Annotated in this window: 24 protein-coding genes, 1 tRNA gene and 1 pseudogene; 17 read left to right on the top strand and 9 right to left on the bottom strand. The window is 65.2% G+C overall.

Annotated elements, in window-relative coordinates; translation table 11 throughout:
• The first annotated feature begins 4 nt into the window (after window positions 1-4).
• On the top strand, window positions 5-2,083 hold the full coding sequence (gene ligA / locus KJJ24_RS12560; RefSeq protein WP_214339197.1) for an NAD-dependent DNA ligase LigA: 2,079 nt from the start codon (window positions 5-7) through the stop codon (window positions 2,081-2,083).
• Between the two features lie 2 nt (window positions 2,084-2,085).
• Here the strand turns inward: ligA and KJJ24_RS12555 are convergent, their stop codons facing one another.
• Window positions 2,086-2,376 carry a hypothetical protein gene (locus KJJ24_RS12555; RefSeq protein ID WP_214339195.1) on the bottom strand — a complete coding sequence of 97 codons (291 nt, stop codon included), beginning with the start codon at window positions 2,374-2,376 and terminating at the stop codon, window positions 2,086-2,088.
• Between KJJ24_RS12555 and KJJ24_RS12550 the strand changes: the two genes are divergently transcribed.
• Window positions 2,375-2,587: a hypothetical protein gene (locus tag KJJ24_RS12550; RefSeq protein ID WP_214343793.1), complete on the top strand. Its 213-nt coding sequence runs from the start codon at window positions 2,375-2,377 to the stop codon at window positions 2,585-2,587. The two genes, KJJ24_RS12555 and KJJ24_RS12550, sit on opposite strands and share 2 nt — an antisense overlap.
• Here the strand turns inward: KJJ24_RS12550 and KJJ24_RS12545 are convergent.
• Window positions 2,563-3,180, bottom strand: a complete 618-nt coding sequence (locus KJJ24_RS12545) for a TVP38/TMEM64 family protein (protein ID WP_214339194.1) — start codon at window positions 3,178-3,180, stop codon at window positions 2,563-2,565. The genes KJJ24_RS12550 and KJJ24_RS12545 overlap by 25 nt on opposite strands.
• Before the next feature lie 137 nt (window positions 3,181-3,317).
• Here KJJ24_RS12545 and KJJ24_RS12540 point away from each other — a divergent pair, with 137 nt between their 5' ends.
• Window positions 3,318-4,826: a hypothetical protein gene (locus KJJ24_RS12540; RefSeq protein ID WP_214339192.1), complete on the top strand. Its 1,509-nt coding sequence runs from the start codon at window positions 3,318-3,320 to the stop codon at window positions 4,824-4,826.
• 7 nt (window positions 4,827-4,833) lie between these two features.
• Here the strand turns inward: KJJ24_RS12540 and KJJ24_RS12535 are convergent, their stop codons facing one another.
• Complete coding sequence (locus KJJ24_RS12535; protein ID WP_214339190.1) at window positions 4,834-7,623, bottom strand: valine--tRNA ligase; 2,790 nt, start codon at window positions 7,621-7,623, stop codon at window positions 4,834-4,836.
• 77 nt (window positions 7,624-7,700) lie between these two features.
• Between KJJ24_RS12535 and KJJ24_RS12530 the strand changes: the two genes are divergently transcribed.
• Together KJJ24_RS12530 and KJJ24_RS12525 are read left to right on the top strand one after the other, a co-directional pair.
• Window positions 7,701-8,969 carry an ABC transporter substrate-binding protein gene (locus tag KJJ24_RS12530; RefSeq protein ID WP_214339188.1) on the top strand — a complete coding sequence of 423 codons (1,269 nt, stop codon included), beginning with the start codon at window positions 7,701-7,703 and terminating at the stop codon, window positions 8,967-8,969.
• Window positions 8,966-10,240, top strand: a complete 1,275-nt coding sequence (locus KJJ24_RS12525; protein WP_214339186.1) for a mechanosensitive ion channel family protein — start codon at window positions 8,966-8,968, stop codon at window positions 10,238-10,240. The genes KJJ24_RS12530 and KJJ24_RS12525 overlap by 4 nt, the downstream gene beginning before the upstream one ends.
• Here the strand turns inward: KJJ24_RS12525 and KJJ24_RS12520 are convergent.
• Genes KJJ24_RS12520 through KJJ24_RS12510 form a run of 3 tightly spaced genes read right to left on the bottom strand, consistent with a single transcriptional unit; the run spans window position 10,218 to window position 12,118 of the window.
• Window positions 10,218-10,844 (bottom strand): 2OG-Fe(II) oxygenase, encoded by a 627-nt coding sequence (locus tag KJJ24_RS12520; protein ID WP_214339184.1) that lies wholly within the window; start codon window positions 10,842-10,844, stop codon window positions 10,218-10,220. The two genes, KJJ24_RS12525 and KJJ24_RS12520, sit on opposite strands and share 23 nt — an antisense overlap.
• Entirely contained in the window at window positions 10,844-11,605 is a 762-nt protein-coding gene (locus KJJ24_RS12515) for an outer membrane protein (protein ID WP_214339182.1), read from the bottom strand. Before KJJ24_RS12515 ends, KJJ24_RS12520 begins: the two co-directional genes overlap by 1 nt.
• Before the next feature lie 51 nt (window positions 11,606-11,656).
• Complete coding sequence (locus KJJ24_RS12510) at window positions 11,657-12,118, bottom strand: protein phosphatase (RefSeq protein ID WP_214339181.1); 462 nt, start codon at window positions 12,116-12,118, stop codon at window positions 11,657-11,659.
• Window positions 12,119-12,174: 56 nt separating this feature from the next.
• Between KJJ24_RS12510 and KJJ24_RS12505 the strand changes: the two genes are divergently transcribed.
• Both KJJ24_RS12505 and KJJ24_RS12500 read left to right on the top strand, forming a co-directional pair.
• On the top strand, window positions 12,175-12,429 hold the full coding sequence (locus tag KJJ24_RS12505; protein ID WP_214339180.1) for a hypothetical protein: 255 nt from the start codon (window positions 12,175-12,177) through the stop codon (window positions 12,427-12,429).
• A gap of 8 nt (window positions 12,430-12,437) precedes the next feature.
• Window positions 12,438-13,250: a methyltransferase domain-containing protein gene (locus tag KJJ24_RS12500; RefSeq protein ID WP_214339179.1), complete on the top strand. Its 813-nt coding sequence runs from the start codon at window positions 12,438-12,440 to the stop codon at window positions 13,248-13,250.
• On the opposite strand, the gene KJJ24_RS12495 is transcribed toward KJJ24_RS12500, so the two are convergent.
• Window positions 13,247-14,212, bottom strand: a complete 966-nt coding sequence (locus KJJ24_RS12495; RefSeq protein WP_214339177.1) for a hypothetical protein — start codon at window positions 14,210-14,212, stop codon at window positions 13,247-13,249. The genes KJJ24_RS12500 and KJJ24_RS12495 overlap by 4 nt on opposite strands.
• A 52-nt stretch (window positions 14,213-14,264) precedes the next feature.
• On the opposite strand from KJJ24_RS12495, the gene KJJ24_RS12490 reads away from it, so the two are divergent.
• From KJJ24_RS12490 to KJJ24_RS12475, 4 genes are read left to right on the top strand one after another with little or no spacing between them, the layout of a single operon-like run.
• Window positions 14,265-15,164, top strand: coding sequence for an oxidoreductase (locus tag KJJ24_RS12490; protein WP_214339175.1), 900 nt, complete (start codon window positions 14,265-14,267; stop codon window positions 15,162-15,164).
• 52 nt (window positions 15,165-15,216) lie between these two features.
• On the top strand, window positions 15,217-15,369 hold the full coding sequence (locus KJJ24_RS12485) for a hypothetical protein (protein ID WP_214339173.1): 153 nt from the start codon (window positions 15,217-15,219) through the stop codon (window positions 15,367-15,369).
• A 26-nt stretch (window positions 15,370-15,395) separates the two neighbouring features.
• Entirely contained in the window at window positions 15,396-16,973 is a 1,578-nt protein-coding gene (locus KJJ24_RS12480) for an NCS2 family permease (RefSeq protein ID WP_214339170.1), read from the top strand.
• Window positions 16,970-17,656 carry an AAA family ATPase gene (locus KJJ24_RS12475; protein ID WP_214339167.1) on the top strand — a complete coding sequence of 229 codons (687 nt, stop codon included), beginning with the start codon at window positions 16,970-16,972 and terminating at the stop codon, window positions 17,654-17,656. The genes KJJ24_RS12480 and KJJ24_RS12475 overlap by 4 nt, the downstream gene beginning before the upstream one ends.
• Before the next feature lie 31 nt (window positions 17,657-17,687).
• On the opposite strand, the gene KJJ24_RS12470 is transcribed toward KJJ24_RS12475, so the two are convergent.
• Window positions 17,688-17,759: transfer RNA gene (locus KJJ24_RS12470), tRNA-Val, on the bottom strand.
• A 38-nt stretch (window positions 17,760-17,797) separates the two neighbouring features.
• Here KJJ24_RS12470 and KJJ24_RS12465 point away from each other — a divergent pair.
• The 5 genes and pseudogenes from KJJ24_RS12465 to KJJ24_RS12445 all read left to right on the top strand — a co-directional run.
• Window positions 17,798-18,313: a DUF2227 family putative metal-binding protein gene (locus tag KJJ24_RS12465; RefSeq protein ID WP_214339164.1), complete on the top strand. Its 516-nt coding sequence runs from the start codon at window positions 17,798-17,800 to the stop codon at window positions 18,311-18,313.
• A gap of 16 nt (window positions 18,314-18,329) precedes the next feature.
• A complete protein-coding gene (locus tag KJJ24_RS12460) occupies window positions 18,330-19,028 on the top strand; it encodes a class I SAM-dependent methyltransferase (protein WP_214339162.1) in 699 nt (232 codons plus the stop codon).
• A gap of 10 nt (window positions 19,029-19,038) precedes the next feature.
• Entirely contained in the window at window positions 19,039-19,875 is an 837-nt protein-coding gene (gene mazG, locus KJJ24_RS12455) for a nucleoside triphosphate pyrophosphohydrolase (RefSeq protein ID WP_214339159.1), read from the top strand.
• Between the two features lie 44 nt (window positions 19,876-19,919).
• Entirely contained in the window at window positions 19,920-20,693 is a 774-nt protein-coding gene (locus KJJ24_RS12450; protein WP_214339156.1) for a Coq4 family protein, read from the top strand.
• A 116-nt stretch (window positions 20,694-20,809) separates the two neighbouring features.
• A pseudogene (locus KJJ24_RS12445) lies at window positions 20,810-21,178 on the top strand (MazG nucleotide pyrophosphohydrolase domain-containing protein); the annotation flags it as partial.
• On the opposite strand, the gene arfB reads toward KJJ24_RS12445, so the two are convergent.
• Window positions 21,160-21,642 (bottom strand): alternative ribosome rescue aminoacyl-tRNA hydrolase ArfB, encoded by a 483-nt coding sequence (gene arfB, locus KJJ24_RS12440; protein WP_371811734.1) that lies wholly within the window; start codon window positions 21,640-21,642, stop codon window positions 21,160-21,162. The pseudogene KJJ24_RS12445 and the gene arfB sit on opposite strands and share 19 nt — an antisense overlap.
• 8 nt (window positions 21,643-21,650) lie before the next feature.
• On the opposite strand from arfB, the gene KJJ24_RS12435 reads away from it, so the two are divergent.
• Window positions 21,651-23,357: a hypothetical protein gene (locus KJJ24_RS12435; RefSeq protein ID WP_214339154.1), complete on the top strand. Its 1,707-nt coding sequence runs from the start codon at window positions 21,651-21,653 to the stop codon at window positions 23,355-23,357.
• The last annotated feature ends 8 nt before the right edge of the window (window positions 23,358-23,365 follow it).

The following is a 23,365-nucleotide window of genomic DNA, read 5'->3' as shown; positions in this document are numbered from 1 at the left end:
CGTCGTGAGCAGCACCACCAGCGAGCACCGAGCCCGCGCCGCTGAATTGCGGGAGCTGCTCAATCGTGCCGCCCATGCTTATTACGTGCTCGATGCTCCGGAGATGGAAGATCCGGTCTACGACCGGCTCTACCGGGAGCTGCTCGATCTCGAAACCAATCATCCCGAGCTGATTGCATCCGACAGCCCCACCCAGCGGGTGGGCGGTGCACCAGCCCAGGGTTTTCAGAGCGTGCGCCATCGCATCGGCCTGCTCAGCCTTGACAACGCCTTCAACACAGGCGAACTGGAGGCCTGGTATGGCCGCCTGCTGAAGGTGCTCGACCGCGAGCCCGCCACCGCGCTGCCGATGGTGGGCGAGCTGAAGATCGACGGCAACGCCCTGGCCCTTAGCTACGAGCACGGCGTGCTGGTAAGGGCCGCCACCCGCGGCGACGGCGAGCAGGGCGAAGAGATCACCGCCAACGTGCGCACCATTGGCGCGGTGCCGCTACGTCTACAGCTCGCCAACCCTCCGGAGTGGCTGGAGGTGCGCGGCGAAGCCTTCATCCCCGATGGCACCTTTGCGGTCATCAACACCGAGCGCGAAGCGCGCGGGGAAGCCCTGTTCGCCAACCCCCGCAACGCCTGCGCCGGCACCCTTCGGCAGCTCGATCCCAAGGTGGTGGCGGCGCGGCGTCTGGATTTCTTCGCCTACACCCTGCATCTGCCCCCAGGCTGGGCAGCCGCCGGCAACGATCCCGCAGCGCCGGCCAGCCAGTGGGAATCGCTGCAATGGCTCAAGGCCGCCGGCTTCAAGGTGAACCCCAATGCCGAGCTGCTGCCGGATCTCGCGGCGGTGGAAGCCTTCTTCCAACACTGGGATAGCGGCCGCCGCCAGCTCGACTACGCCACCGACGGAGTGGTGGTGAAGCTCAACGACCTGCAGCTGCAGGATGCGGCCGGCTTCACCCAGAAAGCACCGCGCTGGGCCATCGCCCTCAAATACCCCGCCGAGGAAGCACCCAGCAAGTTGCTGAGATTGGCCTGTCAGGTGGGCCGCACCGGCGTCGTGACGCCGGTGGCCGAATTCGAGCCGGTGCCGCTGGCGGGCACCACGGTGAGCCGCGCCACCCTGCATAACGCTGATCGGCTGGCGGAGCTCGATCTGCACGCCGGCGACACGATCGTGGTGCGCAAAGCGGGGGAGATCATCCCGGAAGTGGTGCGGGTGCTGGCGGAGCTCAGACCCGCCACTGCCCAGCGGCTAGAGCTGCCCCACACCTGCCCGGAATGCGGCTCGGAGCTCGTGCGTGAGGAGGGTGAAGCCGCCACCCGCTGCGTGAACAGCAGCTGCCCAGCGATCCTGCGCGGCGCCCTGCGCCACTGGGTGAGCAAGGGGGCCCTGGATGTGGATGGGCTCGGCAGCAAACTGATTGAGCAGCTGGTGGATCGCGGCCTGGTGGGCTCCATCGCCGATCTGTACCGGCTCGATGGAGCGCTGCTGGCCAGCCTGGAGCGGATGGGCCAAAAGAGTGCCGACAACCTGGTGGCAGCACTGGATGCCTCGCGCGCGAAGCCCTGGCACCAGCAGCTCTACGGCCTTGGCATCCACCACGTGGGCGAGGTGAATGCCAAAGCGCTGGCAGCGGCCTTCCCCTGTGCGGCTGATCTAGCCACCGCAGCGGCCGACACACCCGAGCTGATCACAGCGGTGTATGGCATCGGCACCGAGATCGCCCAGAGCCTGCAGCAGTGGTTTGCCACCCCCGCCAATCAGGCGCTGCTGAGCCAGCTGGAGCACCTCGGCTTCTCCTTGGCGCTCAGCGAACACGAGCTGGCAGCGGCTGCCCAACGCGCCGAGAACGCGGCCGCGCTGGCCGGCCAAACCTTTGTGCTCACGGGCACTCTGCCCTCGATGAGCCGCAGCCAGGCCCAGGCTTTGATCGAAGCCGCTGGCGGGAAGGTGAGCGGCTCGGTGAGCAAGAAAACCAGCTATGTAGTGGCCGGCGCTGAAGCCGGCAGCAAGCTCAGCAAAGCCGAAAACCTGGGCGTGACCGTGCTGGATGAAGCCGGCCTCAAGGCACTGCTCGAGGCCGCCTGAGCTCAGCGATAACCGGGACGATTCACCGGCCCGCCTGCATTCGGGCCAACGCCGGGACCAGCAGCGGGGCGAACACCAACGCCCGGAGCGCCATAGCCAACGCCGGGCGATGGATTCACCACCGGACCACCGGGTGCAGCCACAGGCCGGGCATACACACGCGCTGGCACCGCTTCCACCTCCACACAGCCAGGCGGATAACCAGGGCCGTTGCACACCACCGCGGCCTGGAGCGGGCCGGCTGCGAACAGACCCACCCCAGCCGCAGCCTGGATCAACCAACGCAGAGCCATGGTGTTCTGTTTCGATAACGCTCTTACCCTGGCACGCATGCAGCAGCCCGCCATCCACCGCTGGATCAAGACCGAGTGCGGCAGAGCGAAATACGCCGACTTATCTGCGCGTCCGGGGGCTACGGCCCGGCTCCGGCTGGCTTGGTTTGTGGTGCTTGCATCGCTGCGCGACTGGCGGCTGCCGGATCAGCCCGGCGGCTCCGAATCCTGAAGCGCCTGGCGCGCCGCCCGGCCCACCAGCCACACCACCGCCACCGTGGCCAGGATGCCAACGATGCGCAGGGCCCACGTGCTGGGATCTGCCTCGCCGCTGAGCACCTCCCCGAAGCGGGCCACATCACCCGCCAAAGCCCCCAGCCCGCAAAACAAGAGCGTGCCAGGCAGGATGCCGATCAAACCAATCGTGTAATCGCGAAGACTCACCTCACTGAGGCCGTAGGCCAGGTTGAGCAGCGAGAAGGGAAAGGCTGGCGAGAGGCGGGTGAGCAAGACCAGCTTCAGGCCCTCGCGGCTCACGGCCCGTTCCACAGCCTGCAGCTTGGGCAGGGCCGCCAAGCGCTGCTGGGCCCAGCTGCGCAGCCAGGTGCGTCCCAACAGAAAGGCCGCCTCCGCACCGAGAGAGGCTCCCACGAACACAATCAGGCTGCCCCACCAAGGGCCATAGAGAGCGCCGGCCAGCATCGAGGCCCAGACACCCGGCAACAGCAACGTGACCCAGAGGGCATAGAGGGGCACGAAGGCAATGGCGCCGGCCGGCGACTGCAGCGCCGGCAGCAGAAGCTGTAGATCAAGCGAGCTGAGCACCGATACACATCCGTGATCCCGTTCAGGATGACGGGCTTCCCAACCGCGCGGGTGCCTCCAGGGTGAGAAGACACCCGCACTGTGCTGACACCTGCAGAACTCCAACCCACCATTCAGGAACAGGCTGCTTCCAAACCATGGCCGACTCCGCTGATCTACCGCTCAGTTCAACGGGAGCGGACCAGACCGCCAGCGCCAGCCCCCTGAGCAGCTGGAACGAACCCTGGAGCGTGGAGCTCAAGCAACACCAACAACGCAGCGCCACATTTCCAACACTGCAGTCCTTCAGCGCTGCCCAGACTGAAACGGGCGAGTGGATCCTGATCGGCGGACGCACCAACGGCCTGCACAGCTTCACGGCCGATGGCAAAGCCAACTTCCCCCCATCGCATCAGAACAAACGCATCTGGGTGTACGACCCGGTGCGGGAGCGCAGCTGGTCGCGGCCGCTGGCGAAATCGGGTCTCGGCGCCGGCCACCAACTCTCGCTCTCCACCACCAACGCCCAGCAGTTTCAACAAGGTGATGTGCTGTTCCGGGTGGGCGGCTACGTGTACGACCAGGCAACCCAGAGCTTTTCCACTCGCAACCGCCTCTCCGCCATCCAGCTGGATGATCTGGCCGCCTGGGTGAAGAGAGACACGACGCGCCTTCCCAAGCACAGCGTGCTGTCGACAGCGGGCGAAGCGCTGCAGGTGAACGGGCAGGACACCCATCTGTTCGCCGTCACCGGCGGTGAGATGCTCGAAGGTGAACAGAAGCATCAAGCTCAACTGATCTTCGGGCAAGACTTCAGCGGTGGTTACACACCAGGCAGCAATGGGCTCTACACCGAGCAAGTCCGCAACATTGACATCCGCCACAAGCCGAAGAAAGGCAAGCTCGGCTACAAGCTGAACAGCGTCTCTACACCGGTGGAAAGTGCCTTTCACCGGCGTGATTTAAATGTCGTCAACCAGCTCAAGCGCAACGGTAAGGGTGAGCCGAGCCGCCACGGCGAGGCTCTCGGCGGCGTGTTTTATGACGGCGAAGGGGTGTGGACCGTTCCGGTGCAGATCGATCTGCTCACCGGCCAACCCAGCATGGCCAATGCCGATGATTCGAGCACCTTTCGCCAGGGCATCAATCAATACACAGCAGCCAATCTCGGGCTCTACTCCCGCCGCGACGACAGTCAGACCAGCCTGATCTTTGGTGGAATCTCTGCCATCACCCTCGATCCCAATGGCCAGCCCTACTACGTGAATCGGGATAACAATCCCGACCTGGCCCACTCCTACCCATTCACATCCCAGATCGCAGCCATCAAGCGCAACGCTGACAACAGCTGGACACAATCTCTCGCTGGTAGCTTCCCCAATCTTGCCAATGCTGCCGGCGAGCCACTCACCTACGGCGCCTCCTCCGTGTTCCTCCCCCTGGCCCCAGGCCAGGATCAGCGGGTGCGCTATCTGACCGACGGCGTGGTCGACCTGGATCGGCTACAACGCCGCACCGAAGCTGGAGAGTCGGTGCTGGTGGGCTACGTGGTGGGAGGGATCGAATCGCAAGTGGCTGACAACTTCAACGACCTCAGCACCTACGGCAACTCCACGTACACCGTGGCCTCGGGCGAAATCTTCAAAGTGATGATCACGCCCAACTGAACCGGCCTCAGCCCAGATCCGCCAAACGCCTGCGGGCCAGTGCCGCCTGGGTCTCGGCCTCCGCCAGGTTGGCCTTGCACTCGGCCACCACCTCCGGCGGTGCTTTGCCCGCGAAGTTGGGGTTGGCGAGGCGGCCGGCGAGGCCCTTGATCTCCTTGTCGGCCTTGGCGATGTCTTTCTCCAGGCGAGCGCGCAGGGCCTCGAGATCCACCAGGCCTTCAATCGGCAGCAGCACCTGCAGCTCGCCGCTCACACCGGCCAGGGCCTTGGTCGCGGGATTGGACTCCGCCGCGGCCGGATCCAGAACCTCCACGCGCTCCGCCCGAGTGAGGGCCGTGATGTCTGCGGTGGCGGCCTGCAGCACAGTCGCCAGCTCGCTGCGGCCTGTCACGAAGCGCACAGGCACGCTCTGGCTGGGCTTGAGGCCTGCCACGGCCCGCAGGTTGCGCACCACGCGGATCGCCTCGATCAGATCGGCGAACGACGCCTCGAGCTCGTCGTTGAGGGCGGCTTCATCGAGTTGCGGCCAGGGCTGCAGGGCAAGGAACGTCTCCTCACCGGCGCCGGTGAGGCCGTGCCAGAGCTCCTCGGTGAGGTGCGGCATCAGCGGCTGGAGCATCACCAGCAACTCGTTGAGCGCCTTGGCCAACACCTGACGGGCGGTGCGCTGATCAGCCAGCGCCGCCTCGCGGGCAGCGCCATCGAGATCAGCCGGCACCAGCAAGCGCCGCTTGATCAGCTCCACATACCAATCGCACACCTCGTTCCAGGCGAACTCGTAGAGGCCCTTGGCGGCTTCACCGAGGCCATAGCTGCCATAGCGCTCAGCGGTGTCGCGGTTCACCCGAGCCAGGCGGGAGAGGATCCAGCGATCGGCCAGCTGCAGTGCGGCGGGATCCGGTTCCCCAAGGCTCGCGGGCGTCTCGCCATCGAGGTTCATCAGCGCAAAACGCGTGACGTTCCACAGCTTGTTGGCGAAGTTGCGGGAAGCCTCCACCGTGGCGGAGGTGTCGGATTTGCGGTCGTAGTCGAGGCGGATGTCCTGACCGGCGCCGGCCACCTCGCGCACCAGGGCGAAGCGCAACGCATCGGCGCCGTAGCGATCAATCAACAGCAGCGGGTCGATGCCATTGCCCGCCGATTTGCTCATTTTGCGATTGTTTTCATCGCGCACCAGGCCGTGGATGTACACGTCCTGGAAAGGCATCTGCCCCGTGAAGGCGCCGGCCATCATCGTCATCCGGGCCACCCAGAAAAAGATGATGTCGAAGCCCGTGACCAGCACGCTGGTGGGGTACCAGCGCTGCAGATCGGCGGCCTCAGCATTGGGCCAGCCCAAGGTGGAGAAGGGCCAGAGGCCACTGGAGAACCAGGTGTCGAGCGCGTCGGGATCCTGCTCGAGCTGGAGGGGATGGGCGTGGGTACCGCCGCCGAACTGGACTTGGGCCTTTTCCAGGGCTTCGGCTTCGTTGCGGGCCACCACGTAGGGCGTGGTGTCGGTGATCTCACCGCCGGTTTCACTCACCACAAACCAGGCCGGAATGCGGTGGCCCCACCAGAGCTGGCGGGAGATGCACCAATCGCGGATGTCGGTGAGCCAGTCGCGATACACCTTGCTCCAACGCTCCGGCACGAAGCGCGGATCGGCGTTTGCCAGAGCCTCGCGGCAGCGGGCAGCCAGGGGCTCGGTTTTCACGAACCACTGGGTGGAGAGCAGGGGCTCCACCGGCACCTTGCCGCGATCGGAGAAGGGCACGCTGTGGCGGTAGTCCTCCACCTTCACCAGGAAGCCCTCCTCCTCCATCGCGGCCACCACAGCCTTGCGGGCCTCGAAGCGATCAAGCCCCTGGAAGCGGCCAGCGGCTTCGTTCATCGAGCCGTCTTTGGCCATCACCGTGATCAGCGGCAGGTTGTGGCGCTGACCGATGGCGAAGTCGTTGGGGTCATGAGCGGGGGTCACCTTCACGCAGCCGGTGCCGAACTCGGCATCCACGTGGTCGTCGGCCACGATCGGGATCTCGCGGCCCACCAGCGGCAGCGTGAGGGTCTGGCCCACCAGAGCGGCGTAGCGAGGATCCTTGGGGTTCACCGCCACCGCCGTGTCGCCCAGCAGGGTTTCCGGGCGGGTGGTGGCCACTTCCAGGTGCGTACGCCCGTCAGTCGCGGCCCCTGCGCTGAGCGGATAGCGGAAATGCCAGAGGTGGCCGTCCACCTCCTTCATCTCCACCTCCAGATCACTCACCGCGGAGCCGGAGGCGGGGCACCAGTTCACCAGGTATTCACCCCGGTAGATCAACCCCTGCTCATGCAGGCGGTTGAAGGCCTCGATCACCGCCTCGCTGCAGCCGGCATCGAGGGTGAAGCGCTCGCGGCGCCAATCCACCGAATAGCCGAGCCGGCGCAGCTGGCCCACGATCGTGCCGCCGCTCTGGGCCTTCCATGCCCAGGCCTTCTCCAGGAACGCCTCACGGCCCAGGTCTTCTTTGCGCTTGCCGTCGGCCTTGAGCTGCTTCTCGAGGATCGTCTGCACCGCGATCGAGGCGTGATCCGTGCCGGGCAGGCAGAGCACGTTTTTGCCGCGCAGCCGCTGGAAGCGCACGATCGTGTCGATCAGGGCCGTGTTGAAGGCATGGCCCATGTGCAGGCTGCCGGTCACGTTCGGCGGCGGAATCACCACGGAAAACGGTTCGCCCGGAGCGTTGGGATCAGGATGGAAGGCCCCCGTGCTCTCCCAGGCCTGCTGCCAGCGCGCTTCGGTGCCCACCGGGTCGTAAGTCTTGGGCAGAGCGTCGGTCACGGCAGGTAGCGGCAGGCAATCCGGCCATGCTCGCAAACAGCACCCGGCCAGGGATGATGGGGGTTCTGAGCAGAGCGATGGCGCTGCACCCCCGCTTCATCCCCCGCGCCGGTCAGGGCTGGCTGCGTGCCCTGGCTCTGAGCTGCAGCGTGGTCTTGAGCGGCTGCGCGGCCGGTGGGCTGCCCTCCGTGGTTTATCTGGCGGGCGGCACCAACAGCGATGAAACGATCGATGCAGAGCTGCTGGATGACTTCGGCGGGCGGTTGCGGCTGCTGGAGCAGGGGTTCCGGCAGATCAACAGCAACACCCGCTTCCAGTTCAGCCTCTATCCGGAGAACCAGATCGAGGCCGCCATCCGGCGGCGCTCCCTGGGCGGCCTCGGACCTGATCTGCTGTTTGTGAATGGCGATACAGCCCTACGCCTGATGCAACACCGCCTGGTGGAGCCCTACCCGGCAACGGCGGCGCAGCTGAACCTGTTCGACCCCGAAGCGGTGAAGCGCCTGCGCGCGCCGAACGGTCAACTCGCCGGACTGCCAGTGCTGATCAAGGCCCAGCTGGCTTGTTTCAACCGCACCGCTGTTCAAGCCGCTCCCACCACGTTGAACGAGCTGTTGGCGAACAGCGCCCGGGGCAAGCCAAGCGGGCTCTCCATCGACCTCTACAACTTGTTCTGGACAGCCGGCAGCCAAGGTGCGATTCCTGCCGTCAACCGAGCGCTATTGCGTCAGCCGATCACCGAGCAAGATCGCCGCGACATCGAGCGCTGGCTGAGTTGGTTGCAGAACGCCAGCAAGCAACAAGGCGTCAGCTTTTATGGCACGCAACAAGCCGTTGAGGCTGACTTCATGGCCGGCCGGCTGGCCTGGATCCCCTGCCGCAGCACAGCCCTACTCCGCTTAAGACGGCACCTAGGCCCATCCCTGGGCGTGAGTGCCTTGCCGGACGGCCGTTACGGCCAGGCCAGCCCGGTGAACCGGCTGCGGGTGCTTGCGCTCAGCACCAGTTCGAGCGCGATGGGACGCAAACGCGCCCTGGCCTTCACCAAGTTCGCCGTGAATCCTCTTGTGCAACGCAACCTCACGATGGGAGCCCAAACGGTGCTGCCAGCCAATCGGTTTGTGAAGGTGCCCGTGAGCAGCTCCACGGTGCTCGCCGCGATGGTGAAAGCGGGCGAGCAGGGCAGCCAGATCAATGAAATGGTGTCGATGTTGCACAGCAACGATCCCCGCATCCGAACCAACGAGCACCTGATCACCCAGCTGGTCTTCGGTGAGATCACCCCCGGCGAAGCCACCGAGCGGATGATCACGGTGCTGCAGTCAAAACCAGCACCACAACGATGAAAGAACTGCTGCTGGAAGTCTTGGGGTGGCTCGGCTACCTGGAACGCCCAGCGGTGGTGGTGCAGCTGCTGGTGAGCGTGGGGTTGATGACGCTCACCCGCATTGCCCGCCGCCATCACTGGCTGGGGCGCTGGCCCAGGCTGGCCTACGCGCCACTGGGGCTCGCGGCCCTGGGACTGGCCAGTGGGCTGCTCCATCACCTCAACCACCCTTATGGCCTGGCGCGCCTGCTGGGCCAGCTCTGGCTGGGTTGGTTTGCTCTAACGCTGCTGCACCGACTGCTCGGCCGCTGGATGCAGCCGGGGAGGGTGCACCAGTTGGAATCGCGACTGCTGCGGCCGGCCTACCTGCTCGTGGCCACACTGCTGGTGATCAGCGAGCTGGACAGCCTGCGAGACCTGGCCGTGGCTCCGCTGGGCGCCTTGTTTGGCGTGCCCCTCACGGCCGGGAAACTGTTTCAGGCGGGTGTGATCGTGTACGTGGTGCTGGTGGGCTGCGGTCCGCCTGCAGCGGGCCTGGCCTGGCTGGTGCAGCGGGCCGTGGGGTTCAGCGACGGCAGCCGCAAGGCCATGGAGCTGATGTTGCGCTACAGCGTGGTCGCCATCGGCCTGGTGGCGGTGGCCCTGCACCTCGGGCTCAACACCACAGCCTTGATCGCAGTGGCCGGGGGCTTATCGGTGGGTCTGGGCTTCGGCATCAAAGAAGTGTTCTCCAACTTCGTGAGTGGCCTCTGGCTGTTGTTTGAGGGTTCGGTGCGCCCCGGTGAAGTGCTGATGCTCGATGGTGATCCCTGTGAAGTGCGGCGCCTGGGCCTGCGGGCCACGCTGCTGTGGCGCGACCGCGATAACGCTGAATTGCTCATTCCCAATCAAACCTTCTTCACGGAATCAGCCACCACCTACACCGCCAGCGACCGCATGCGCCGCAGCCAGGTGAGCATTGGGGCGGCTTACCACCACAATCCAGCCGAGGTGATCGCCCTGTTGGAAGCCACCGCCGCTCAGGTGAAACGGGTGTTACCGGAGCCCGCGCCGAAAGCGTTGATGCTCAACTATGGCGACTACGCCATCAACTATGCCCTGCGCTTTTGGATCTCCAATCCAATGGACAATGTGGGCATCTGCAGCGAAGTGAACCAGGCCATCTGGCAGGCCTTTCAAGAGCACAACATCGAGATTCCATTCCCACAGCAGGTGGAATACTCCATGCAGTGGCCACCCGAGGAGCACCGCACTAACAGCCGCAGTCCTAACCAGCAGCCAGCCGTTTGAGATAGGCCTCGCGGCTGCCGGCGTTAATCCAACCCGTGGCAATCGTCTTGCCATGGGTGTGGTTCACCCGGCCGCGGTGAATGTGAGAAGGACCAGCCGGGAAGATCACGAGCTTGCCCCGCTCCGCAGCTTCATGGTGCTGCTGCCAGTGAAACTCAGTGCCAGCTTCCTCAACGCTGTTGCAGTAGAGGATCCAAGCGAGCACGCGGTGCACGGGCTCGGTGGCTTCATGGCTGATCGTCCAGTCGCAGTGCCAGCGCTTGAACCCTTCGCCAGGGGCATAGCGCTGCAGGTTAAAAATCGGATTCACGAACAGCTGCTGCTCAGGGCAGCAGTCGCGAAAGAGGGGCCGCTCCTGCAGGTAGCGCTCCAGGCCAGCCGTCACCCCCCGCAAGATCACCTCCGCCAGCGCGAAAGCCTCCGGATCGGAGCGATCGATCGCCACCAAGCTGATGTCGGTGGAGACCTTGGCCGGCTCAGAATCACCGTCCGGCCCGAAAGCCACCCCTGGACGCTGCAAATCAGCGCGGCGCTCAAAGAAGGCCATCACACCATCGGCCAGCGCCTCAAAACCGGCGTTGCGGTAGGGGGCGATCAGGTCCATCAGCGGAAGGCATAACGCAAGGTGAGCATGGCGCCATGGGTCTGCAACGACGATTGCGTGCCAGCAATGTCGAGGGTTTTGGTGCCAGCAGGCCTCACGATCGTGGCCGAACCTGCATCGGTTTGAACAGTGCCTAAATCGGTGTAGCGATACGCCAAATCGAGCGTGAGCTGCTCGTTCAATGGGATCGCCACACCGGCGGTGAGCAGCCAGGCCAGGCCGGTTGTGGTGCCCCCAGCGATGGTGGTGGAGGCATCTGGCGCTAACGCCGGGAATCCATAGGTCACCGCACTGATGCGGTTGCGGGCTGCACCCAGCCCGGCGCCGATGAACGGCTGCACTGTGCTGACCTTAGGAAGATCGATGTAGCCCACACCAAAGGCCGCAACCGAACTGAGATTGGCGTATACCGGCTGCGGCGGGGCCGACTGGATGAAGTTGGCCTGGCCGTTGTATTCGTAAGCCGGCCGATAGCTGAATAGACCCTCAACCCGCAGCCAACGGTTGAAGCGATAGCCCAGGCCTGCATCCAGCACCACACCGGAACCAAAAGCACCGCTCGCACCAAGGGGCTCTCCATTGCGCCCCGCCCCGCAACCGAAGAGAGCCGGAGGTTGAACCGATTGGCACGTGGAGTCACGAAACGTGGCCGGAACCGATCCATCGCCTCCCACGCCGAACCGGAGGTAAGGCTCTGCCTGCGCTGGAAGCACGCCAAAGCCGATCAACAGCAGCGCGGCTCCATGGGCCCGATGAAGCATGCGTTGCGCTCTCCAATCCAGATGCGCGGCCATTGAATCACCGGTCCGCTATCACCCCTGCCGATTCGCCCACGGCAGTGCCACCAAAGCATCGAGACGTTGCCAGCGGTTTTGATCGGTCACCACCTGGTCCTGCAGCCCCACCCGCTGCAGCGCCACTGCAATGGAGGCAGGATTCAGCACCGCGTCAACCGGCCCTTGCGGCAGCACCAGCACCTGCTGTTCGGCTGGATCCGCCATGAGCTGCAGCTCCAGATCCCCCAGCTCCCGCTCAAAGAACACCCGCCGCAAACGGCCCATCTGCATGGCGCCGATCGCTTCGGCAAAGGCCTTCAAGCCCGCCTCGTCTCCGCTGCAGCCGCAGTTGAGGGCGAGCCAGATCAGCAGCTTGGCCCAGCTCTCCTGGCTCCAAAGCGGGGGAAAGCTCTCGCGGTGCTGCCGCACCAGTTCCGCCAGGGCGAAGTCCACCAGGGTGGCCTGCAGAGCCACTGGATCAGGGGATGGTGTCGTCATGGTGTCCATCCTCCCCACCGGCCGGCAGACTGCAGAGAGCTGCGCCTGCTTTCGCGATGGCCCTGGACTTCAACGATCCCGATCTGGAGTTCTCCGATCTGGTGTACGCCTACCAGAGCTGGGTGATGGCTGTGATCAACGATGAAAAGCTCGAGGGCGAGAAGCTGCTCAGCGACGAGATCACCGACGAGGCCCTCAGCGCCATGCGCTTCCTACCTGGTGAGGTGACCGCCGCCATCGAAACCAGCCTGGCCCGCGTTTACGACGTGGATCCCGATGAACTCGCTGCTCTGCTCTTCCCCGAAGACTGAAGCCCGCCATGGCCGACTCCAGCTACCTCCTCGGGACCCACACCGAGGAGCTGGAGCGGCTGGGCTTCCAGCACCAGCTCTGGCTGCCCAGCGCCCAGGAAGCCTGGCAACGGGCCGGGATCACCGCCGGTGCACGGGTGCTCGATGTGGGCGCGGGGCCAGGCTTCGCGGCCATCGAACTCGCTCGTGCGGTGGGGCCAACGGGCCGAGTGCTGGGCCTGGAGCTCAACCAGACCTATGTGGCCGCCGGACAGGCCATGGCCCGCAGCGAGCCGCTGCCTCAGCTTGAGCTCCGCCAGCACAACCTCCTCCGCGATCCCTGGCCAGTGGAACGGTTTGATCTGGCCTGGTGCCGCTGGGTGGCGATGTTTCTGAGCGATCTGGATCCTTTGCTCGATGGTTTGCAGCAAAGCGTGCGCAGCGGCGGACAGCTGCTGCTGCATGAATACGTGCACTGGGACACCTTTGGGCTTCACCCGTGTGGACAAGCCATCGCGCGCTTCGGCCAGGCTTGCCAGCGCAGTTTCCGTGAGGCCGGCGGTGATCCGGATGTGAACCGGCGGCTGCCCTCACTGCTGGCGGCGCGGGGATGGCGGATCGAGGAGCTGCGCCCGCTGCCCGTTGCCGGCCATGGCCAGGCGATGGCGGGCCAGTGGATGCAGCGCTTTGTGGAGGTGTATGGCGTGCGGCTGCAGGAGCTGGGCCTGTGGAGCAGCCGCGATGCAACCGAAGCGCACCGCGAGATCGCTGCCGCCGCTTCCGATCCCGGCAGCTTCTGGGTGGGGCCCACCGTGCTCGAACTCAGGGCCCGTCGCAACTAAACGAGCTGGATGTCGGAGGCCACGAGATAGACCTCCGGATCAAACACCGCCAGCAAACCACCATCAACACCCCAACCTCTGCCAGCGCCATTGCTGTTGAGGTAAAGGCTGTTGGTGCGATCATCGAACACAAGATTCGTAGGGCCGCGTTGTGCACGTTTCAGCCCTCGCCTCGTATCAGCGATCTTGAGGCGCGTGGAACCGCTGGGCACCAGCTCACCATTCAGTTGCAACTGATCACCCGCATCGGGGTCAAACCCCGGCAATGCTGTGCCGCCACTGATCAGACCATCGATGCGGAAGCTGGTGTTAGCTGATCCTTCGCTGCTTTCTGATGCCGATGCAGCGGCACCCCAGATCAAGCGCAGCGCTTCGAGATCACTATCGCTGAACCAGGTGGCAGGCAGATCGCCACCGGTGTTGTACGACATGATCGTGTCGCGATCGGTATAGGCAGGATCGTCAGGGTTGCCACCGGGATGATCCAAACCAAGGGCGTGACCCAGCTCATGCACGATCGTGCTTTGCTCCCCAACGCTGAGCCCTGGTTCGTCCTGCAGTTCGAGCTCAATCAGTAGATACGACTCCTCGGGCAGCAGCCGAGGTGGACGCCCCAGGGTGGTGAAACCGGAGTAGGTGATCCCGGTGATGCTGTCCTCCCCCTGCACCTGCGCCACCGAGGCCAGCTGAAACGGCCATGCCGCATCGGCAGAGCGTTGCGGCTGGATGGCAATCGAGCCAGCCAAGCGATCCAACACCTGCTGAATGAACGCGTCTTCCTCAGCGGTGAACCGCAGGGCTGCCGAGCCCGGTTGATCACCGCCGGTGAGGGCACCGGTATCCACCCCGGCTGAAGCCAGGCCGTAGAGCACCAAGGAGGCAGAGCCTTGGCGGGGGAAGAGCTGGCGCAGCAGATCCAGGCTTTCCGCATCCTGCTGGATCAACCCGGGAGCAATCCCCACCGCAGCATCACCCGTGATCCCAGCAACCTAGGGAAGCTTTGTGAGCGCGCCGATGACTTGGACCTGCGACGCCATCCCCGATCAGCGGGGGCGCACCGCCCTGATCACTGGCGCCAACAGCGGCCTAGGGCTGGAAACGGCGCGCGCCCTGGCTGCCAAGGGGGCGCGGGTGGTGATGGCCTGCCGCAACCAGAGCAAAGCAGAAGCTGCCTGCCAGAAGCTGACACCAGGTAACGGGGGGGATCTCATCCCGCTGGAGCTGGATCTGGCCGACCTGGCCAGCGTGCGCCGCGGCGCCACGGAGGTGGCTGAGCGCTGGGGCGGGCTCGATCTGCTGATCAACAACGCCGGGGTGATGGCCCCTCCCCGCCAGCTCAGCGCCCAGGGGTTCGAACTGCAGTTCGCCGTGAATCACCTAGGCCACTTCGCGCTCACACAGCAGTTGTTGCCGCTGCTGCGGCAGGGGGCCCGGGTGGTGCACGTGAGCTCGGGGGCGAGCTACTTCGGCCGGATCGCCTTCGATGACCTGCAGGGTGAACAGCGCTACGACGCCTGGGCTGCCTACGCCCAAAGCAAGCTGGCCAACGTGATGACAGCCCTGGAGCTGCAGCGGCGGCTCAACGGCCAAGGCGCTGCGGTGCTCTCGATCGCTGCCCACCCCGGCCTGGCGCGCACCAACCTCCAGCCCACCTCCGTGGCCGCCCGCGGCTCCCGCGTGGAGGCCCTGGCCTACCGCCTGATGGATCCGCTGTTCCAGAGCGCCGCGATGGGTGCTCTGCCCCAGCTGTTTGCGGCCACGGCGTCCGATGCCGAACCCGGTGGCTTCTATGGCCCCGGCGGTCTGGGCAATCTCAAGGGCTACCCCAAGGCCTGCCGCATCGCTCCAGCCGCGCTCGATGCCGCGGCCTGCAACCAGCTCTGGGAGGTGAGCGAGGAGCTCTGCAACGCCTGAAGCGACGGGTCCAAATCGGGGGAATGCTCCCTGCAGTTCGCCTTTGGGCTCCATGCCACGACCCCTCACCCCGGCCCAGCCGACGGTGCTTGACCTGCTGCGCCGCCCGGATCCCGAAGACTGGCTCGGCCCGCTGCGGCCTTGGGTCAACCTTTGCCAGCGCGGCATCGACCCCCAGGAAGCCTGGCGGCAGCTGCGGCATTAATGCAACACAGTGGCCATGGTGGAGTGATGACCACTCCTCCTACCCACGGCCCACGCTGGTTCGTAGAGAGCGATCTGGATGGCTTTCTCGGCCTAGCGCTCAACAACCTGATCCAGATCCTGCTGATCCTGGGGCTATGCGGCGGGGTGCTCGGCTATCCCACTGAGCTGTTGCTGGGCACGATTCTCCCCGCCACGGGGATCAGCCTGCTGCTGGGCAACTTCGCCTACGCATGGCAGGCCTACAGGCTCGCAACCGCCGAAGGACGCAGTGATCGCACGGCACTGCCCTACGGCATCAACACGGTGAGCCTGTTCGCCTACGTGTTTCTGGTGATGCTGCCGGTGAAATTAGGCGCCCTGAGTGCTGGCCTCGATCCAGCGGCCGCAGTGCGCCTCTCATGGCAGGCCGGCATGGTGGCCTGTCTTGGCTCCGGCCTGATCGAGGCGGCAGGTTCGTTCAGCGCGCACCTGCTGCGGCGCTGGCTACCAAGGGCCGCACTGCTCTCCACCCTGGCGGGCATTGCCCTGGGTTACATCGCCCTGGGTTTCCTGCTGCGCACCTATGCCCAACCCGTGGTGGGCCTCACGGTGTTGGCGCTGATCCTCGTCACCTATTACGGCCAGCTGCGCCTGCCGATCCCGGGGGGCTTGCTCGCGGTGCTGGTGGGCATGGCGCTGGCCTGGGGGATGGGCTTGATCCGCCTCGACCCGGTGCTCTGGCAAGAGCAACTGCGCCAGGTGGGCGTGCGGCCACCCCATCTGGAGCTGGCGGCCCTGTGGCAAGCCCGGGGGCAGCTGGTGCCCTGGCTGGGGGTGATCGTGCCGATGGGATTGTTCAACCTGCTGGGCTCGCTCCAGAACATCGAAAGCGCAGAGGCCGCAGGCGATCGCTATCCGGTGCGCAGTTCACTGCTGATCAATGGGGTGGGCACCATCGCCGCAGCCTGTCTGGGGGGCTGCTTTCCCACAACCATCTACATCGGCCACCCCGCCTGGAAAGCGATGGGTGCACGAATCGGATACTCGTGGCTGAACGGCCTGGTGATCGGCGGAGCCTGTCTGCTGGGGCTCTTCGGGGTGATTGCCCAGCTGGTGCCGATCGAAGCAGGCATGGCGATCGTGCTCTACATCGGGCTGGTGATCGTTGCGCAAGCTTTTCAAGCCACCCCCAGCGCCCATGCCCCGGCCGTGGCACTGGGGCTGTTACCGGGGCTGGCGGGCTGGGGAGCGATGCTGCTCAAGGCAGGCCTGCGGGCCGGGGGAACTGGCACCGCCGAGCAGCCATTTTCGGCGGCAGTGCTCGCGCCCCTGCAACAAGCCGACGTATGGGCAAGCGGTGCCTTTGCCCTGGAGCAGGGGCAGATCATCACCGCAATGCTGCTGGCCGCGATGGTGGTGTACGTGATCGAGCGGCGCTTGTTGGCCGCCAGCCTGTGTGCGGTGGTGGCTTCGGGCTGCGCCTGGCTCGGGGTGATTCATGCCTGGCGCTTCACCGCCTCCGACAGCGTGTTGCAGCTGGGTTGGGGTGTGGGCAGCAGCTGGGCCCTGGGCTATCTACTGATGGCTGTGGTGTTTGGTTTGGCCAGCCGCGTGAAGCCATGAGAATCGCGATCAGCGGATCCCACAGCCTCGGCAAGTCAACGTTGGTGCGCGACTTCCAGGCGGCACATCCAGAATTTGAGCTGTTGGATGAGCCCTACCGGGAGCTCGTCGCCCACCACGAACGCATTCACTTCGCTGAGCGGGCCAGCCAACGCTGCAACCGACTGATGACGCAGCACGCCATCGACCGCATCAACCAGGCACGGCTGCACAGGCCCAACACGCCACTGATCTGCGACCGCAGCTGCCTCGACTTCATCCCCTACTCCCACTACGCCCGAGCCATGGGCAGCAGCGAGGGCCTGCCACTGCAGCAACGGCTCACAACAGCGGAGGTCCGCCCAGACATGCAGGAGAAAAACGGGTTGCCCTTTCCCTCCGACATCAACGCTGCCTTCATCGAAGAGCTTTGGCGCACCATCACGGAAAGCCAAGCCCTCAGCCATTACGACCTCATTGCCTTCGTGCCCCTCACGGGCGACCCAAGCCGCGACCCCTGCATGGAGAACGACGGCATCCGCTCAGTGGAACGGGCTTACCGCGATTGGGTTGATGTTGCGTTCAAGCAGCTCTATCGCCACGACCTACCCAACCGAAGCGCCGGGTCTTGCCGGGTGGTGGAAATCAGCGGCTCCAGGCCTGATCGGGTGATGCAGCTGGAGCGATTGATCGGAATGGCCTGAAGGGCTCCATGGCCAGCAGACGCATCCTTGATGCCCGGTGCCGGTTTCGAACCAGCGACATCCTGCTTGTAAGGCAGGCGCTCTACCGCTGAGCTAACCGGGCGGCTGCGCCATTCTGCAACGCAGACCCCGCCACCAACGATGGCCAGCGGCCAGCAGCACGACCGCGCCACTTGGATCCTGGCCCTGCCCTTCGGGCTGCTGTGGGGCCCGTGGCTGGGACTCGGCGGCGTGATGGTGGGTGGTTTGGCCTTTCTGATCGGAGGGCTCTGGCTCTCCCCCGATCTCGACACTCGCTCCAACCCCAGCCGCCGCTGGGGCCCGCTACGGCTGCTCTGGTGGCCCTACCGGCGGCTGCTCCGCCATCGCTCGCTCCTCTCCCATTCCCCCTTGATGGGCAGCGCCGGGCGCCTGATCTACCTGGCTGGCCTGGTCGCCGGACTGAGCTGGCTGCTGCACCCCTGGGGCGCACCGCACCCACAAGCTCTGCTTGAGGGGCTCCAGGGATGGTGGACTCACCAACGCGGCCTGAGCCTGGCGGCGCTGTGCGGCGTGGAAGCCAGCGCCTGGCTGCATCTGATCCAAGACGGGGATCCTGTGCCGCGCCTGCCCCGCCTGCTGCGCCGCAAGCGCCGCCGATCCAAGACACTGCGCTGAGCAGCCTCCCCACACCTTGCCTCTGCTCGACTTCGATGGGGATTACGGCCGCACCTACGACGCGCGCATCAGCACGCTGATACCGGCCTACTCGGCAATCCTTGAACTCGCCGCAACAGCAACCGCCGCCCTGAAACCGCTGGCGCAGCAGGTGCTGGTGGTGGGCGCTGGCACCGGAACGGAACTGCCTGGTCTGCTGACTGCCATGCCCCAGGCCCGCTTCACCTTGGTGGAACCCAGCGCCCAGATGCGCGGTTTGTGCGAGGCGCTGATCGAACGCATCGGAGCGAGCGATCGGGTGATGTGGGGTCCGGATGATCTCGATGCGCTTGGTCGCACACGCTTCGAGGCCGTGATCAGCCACAACGTGCTCCATGTACTCACGCCGGATGCACAAGAACGGCTGCTGCGGCAGATGGCCGAGCGGGTGGCACCAGGAGGCTGCCTGCTCGTGAGCAGCTACAGCGAAACAGAGCCGCCAGAGCTGGAGCTGGGCCTCCAGATCGGGGTGACCCGCTTCAAAGCAATGGGTATGGATCCCTCAATGATCGAGGCCGTGATGGCCGCTCGCAATAGGGAGGTGTTCTCGGTGGATCGTCAACGCCTCGAAACTCAACTGGTGCAGGCCGGCCTCGAACCACCGATTCAGCTGGTTCAGGCCCTGTTCAACAGGCTCTGGCTGAGTCGCCGATGCGAGGGTGGCGCCACCGCCTGAACGCCAGCCCATGGCCGCCGATCCCGCTACCACTACAGCCCTTGCTGAGCTGATCAATGTGGTGGCCAGGCTTCGGGATCCCGAGACCGGCTGCCCGTGGGACCTGGAGCAAACCCACGCCTCCCTGGTTCCCTACGTGCTGGAGGAAGCCCACGAAGTGGCCGATGCCATTCGCCACGGCGATGACGCCCATCTCAAAGAGGAGCTAGGGGATCTGCTGCTGCAGGTGGTGCTGCACGGACAGATCGCCGAGGAGGAGGGACGATTCGATCTGGGTCAGATCGCTTCAGCCATCAGCGAAAAGTTGGTGCGCCGCCACCCCCATGTGTTTGCCGGTGCCGAAGCCACCGACAGCGCTGCGGTTAAAGCCAGCTGGGAGGCCATCAAGGCTGCTGAACAGGCCAAGGATCCCAGCAGCCCGCCCTCCGCCAGCCCCCTCAGCGATCGCCTTGCGGGCAAGGTGCGCGGCCAAGGCGCCCTAGCCGGGGCCATGACCATCTCCAAGAAAGCAGCCAAGGCGGGCTTCGAATGGGATGACATGAACGGTGTCTGGGAGAAGGTGCACGAGGAGCTCGATGAGCTCAAGGAAGCTGTGGCCTCAGGGGATAAGCGCCACGCCCAGGAGGAACTCGGTGATGTCCTGTTCACCCTGGTGAACGTGGCGCGCTGGTGCGGCATCGAACCCGAGGAAGGCCTCGCGGGCACCAACCGGCGCTTCCTCGATCGCTTCTCCCGCGTCGAAGCCGCCCTGGGGGGCGATCTTCAGGGCAGCAGCATCCGCGAACTCGAGGGTCTCTGGCAGCAGGCCAAGGCCCAGATCCGACAGGAGCAGCAGGACGCGGTCTGATCGAAAAACCATTTCTAGTTTGAGGGGCCGGCACTGGAGCCCCCATGGGTTTTCGCTACCTCGATCGCCTGGCCAGCCCCGAGCAAATCCAGGGCTTTCTGGGCTTGATGGACCTGGCGGCTGGAGGAGGAGAGTCAGCCCAGAACGTCTTTGAGCTCTCCCACCGGCTGCGGGACTCCAACCCGATGAAGCTCTGCCGCAAACGCCTGGCCCGCGATCCCGAAGCCGAGCGGCTGATCCAAACCCGGCAGCTCAGCGGGCCCTACGACCCAGCGGCCCTGAAAGCCCTGCCCAAAGGCAGCCTGGGTCACACCTACGCAACCGTGCTCGGGGCGCTGGGCTACGACATCAACTTCTTCCCCGAGCCCAGCTTCTTCAGCAATCTCGAGACCGACGCCGATTACATCAACTACCGGGTCTACGCGACCCACGACCTGCACCACATCCTCACGGGATTCAGCCTGGACAACTTCGGCGAATTGGGGGTGATCAGCGTCAGCGTCGCCCAGTTCTCCCACCCAGGATTGGCCTTCACCGACTTGATGTCCCTGCTGCTGAATTGGTTCAGGGATGACACCCCGATCGACGAGCTGGAAAGCCACGCCGACAAGGCCCACACCACGGCCTATGCCTTTGGCCGCATCAGTGAAGGGCTGGAGATGGGTGCCAACGCCCAACCCCTCTTTGCACAGCCCTGGGAAGCTCTGATGCCCCGCAACCTGGAGGACCTGCGCCGGGAGCTGCAGATCGATGCCGTCACCAGCGGCCCCTGGAGCTGGCACAGCTGCCCTGAGCTCATCGAGGCCCTCAAGGCCTAGCCCGGCGGTGCGCAAATCTGGAGAGATCTCCCCGCGCCCACGCGATCGCCGACAGTGCCGCTCCTGGTCCAACCCAAGGCTGGGTGGACGAGGTTTTTGATGGCGTGCGCTACGGCCTGGCCGGCGCCATGACCATCTCCCAAAAGGCCGCCGCAGCCGGCTTCGAGTGGGACGACATGGCCGGCGTGTGGGAGAAGGTGCATGAAGAGCTCGATGAGCTCAAGGAGGCCGTGGCCAGCGGCAACAAAGCCCATGCCCAAGAAGAACTGGGGGATGTGCTGTTCACCTTGGTGAACGTGGCCCGCTGGTGCGGCATCGATCCCGAAACCGGCCTGGCTGGCACCAACCGCCGTTTTCTGGATCGCTTCTCCCGCGTGGAGGCCGCCCTGGGCGGCGACCTGCAGGGCCGCAGCATCCGCGAACTAGAGAGCCTCTGGCAGCAGGCGAAAGCGGAGATCCGAGCCGCTCAGTCGTCTGACAGCTGATCCCGGCCGCGTCGTTGCTGCTTCACAGCGCTGCGCTGTTTCTTGGCCTGCAGCCGCCGCTGCACGGAACCGCGCGTGGGCTTGGTGGCCCGCCGCGGCGGCGGCGGCGGCTTGATCGCGTCCTGCAGGAGCTCCACCAAACGCCGCTGCGCCGCCACCCGGTTGTGCCACTGGGAGCGGTGCTCGCTGGCGGCGATCACCACACAGCCCTCCACCAGCCGCGCTTGCAGCCGCTGCATCGCTCGCGCCTGCAGATGCGTCGGGAGCGACGCCGTTGCCGCCAGGTCAAACACCAGCTCCACGCGCGAATCGGTGGTGTTCACGTTCTGGCCGCCCGGCCCACCGGAGCGCGAGAAGCGCCAGCGGAGCTCCGCTGCGGGGATCACAACGCCCGGGATCAGCTGCAGATCCAGTTGCCGAAACCAAGCCCAGCCCTCAGCATGCCTGCATTGCAACCGCTGCAACGATCGCCATGGGCCAAGGCTCCACCTACGACCAGCTCCATCGCAACATCGTGATCCGCGCCGACATCTACGGCGGCGCCAACGGCAAACCCCGCATCCTGGCGGCGGGCCTCGGCTTTGAGGGCATTACGGGTATCCCTGGCCTGCTCAGCGAAAACCAGATCGCATTGGCCGAGGCAGCGGGTGCAGGTGTCGTGCAGGAGTTGCTGGGCCTGGATCCAGCCGCACCGCTCCGCAACATCACCTCTGGCGTTCTTCCGGCCGGGATTCAGCAGGCAGGCTTCAGCAACAGCCCGACCACGCAGACCTTCATGGATGCGATGCCGATCGAATTCAGTCACCCGCTGCTACCGAGCACGGTGCTGCCCGACAACTTCCGCATCCACCTGAACACCGGTGAGGTGGTCACGCCCCTCTACGTGGCCCAGAACCCCAACCTTGACTTCAACGAACGCCAGACCGTGGTGGCCTTTGGCTACTACGCGAACCGCCTGCCCAGTAGCGACCCAGCTGCCGTGCACCCGGTGCGGTTCGAGGTAGTGAACGGCGGCACCCCAGTGCAGCTGATCACCCCCGATGGCCTGGTGGACGGCACAGGCCTCAGCCAGACCAGCAACAACCCCTACAACCCCTACAACGGCCCCACGCTGGTGGGCGCCAAGCTCAGCCGGCTCTCGCTCGCTGGGGATTACGCACCACCTGCTTTTCCCAACTCCGTGGCCAACCACGGTGTGGAGTACTACGGCACCAGCGAGAAGCTCTACCGGCTCCGGCTGTTCACATCCGGCGGCTTCTCACCCGATGGCGTGAGCGGCTTCCTGCCCCAAGAATTCGAACGCTTCTTCCAGCTCACCGCAACAGGCCGAGGTGGAAACACGATCACCATCGACGAAGCCGGCACCAGCGTGAAGGTGCAAGGCGGCACGCTCAAAGTGAAAGGCATCGCCGATCTGGGCAACGGCCTCTCCACCGATCCGGATTACACCTATTCGGAAGACCACGACAACCAGTTCGACGTGATCGTGAAGGCATCCAGCCCCAAAGCGATCCGCGCTCTCAATGCCGTGGTGCTGCCGGATCCGCGCCTTGGCACCCACAGCCCCATCTACAACCCCGGCGGCCCCGGCACGGCCCCCCTACCTGCGTACAACTACACCCAACCATCCCCAGGGCAAACCATCAACGTGGAGGTCGCCCTCAAGAATCCAGCCACGGTGAGCTGGGCCGATCAACGCCTTGATGCTTACGACAGCGCAGACGACCTCGCCGTGGCCTTCCGGCTGCGGGATCCAATCACCGGTGAAGCGCGTCTCACCAGCAGCTCCTCCCAGGCGGGCAAATGGGTGAACGCCGGCCACTGGGAGCTGGTGGATGTTCCCTTCGCTGCCAACGCCAATGACAGCTACACCGTGAACGTGGTGGAACTGCGCAACAGCAGCAGCCATGACCGTGCTTATTCAGCCAATCCACGCCAGATCAAACGGCTCGAGCGGGCTGGATACAACAACAAGGGCAATGTCTTCACCGCCTACAACGAGCCCCTGCAAGGTCTCGATCCGATCTGGCAGCTCGTCTCACCGGATGGACAACATCAGCTGGCCAGCTCCCGCGCTGAGCGCAACCATTGGCTGGAGCAGGGCTGGAGCAACGCTGGCGTGGCCTTCTACAGCGTGGCCTTCCCTAACGCAGCCCTAACCGGCGGGTGGGAGGCTTAGCTGGAAGC

The organism is Synechococcus sp. LA31, from assembly GCF_018502385.1.
Taxonomy (GTDB): domain Bacteria; phylum Cyanobacteriota; class Cyanobacteriia; order PCC-6307; family Cyanobiaceae; genus Vulcanococcus.
Note: the sequence above shows the minus strand (reverse complement) of the source record. Positions and strands in the feature narration are given on the sequence as shown.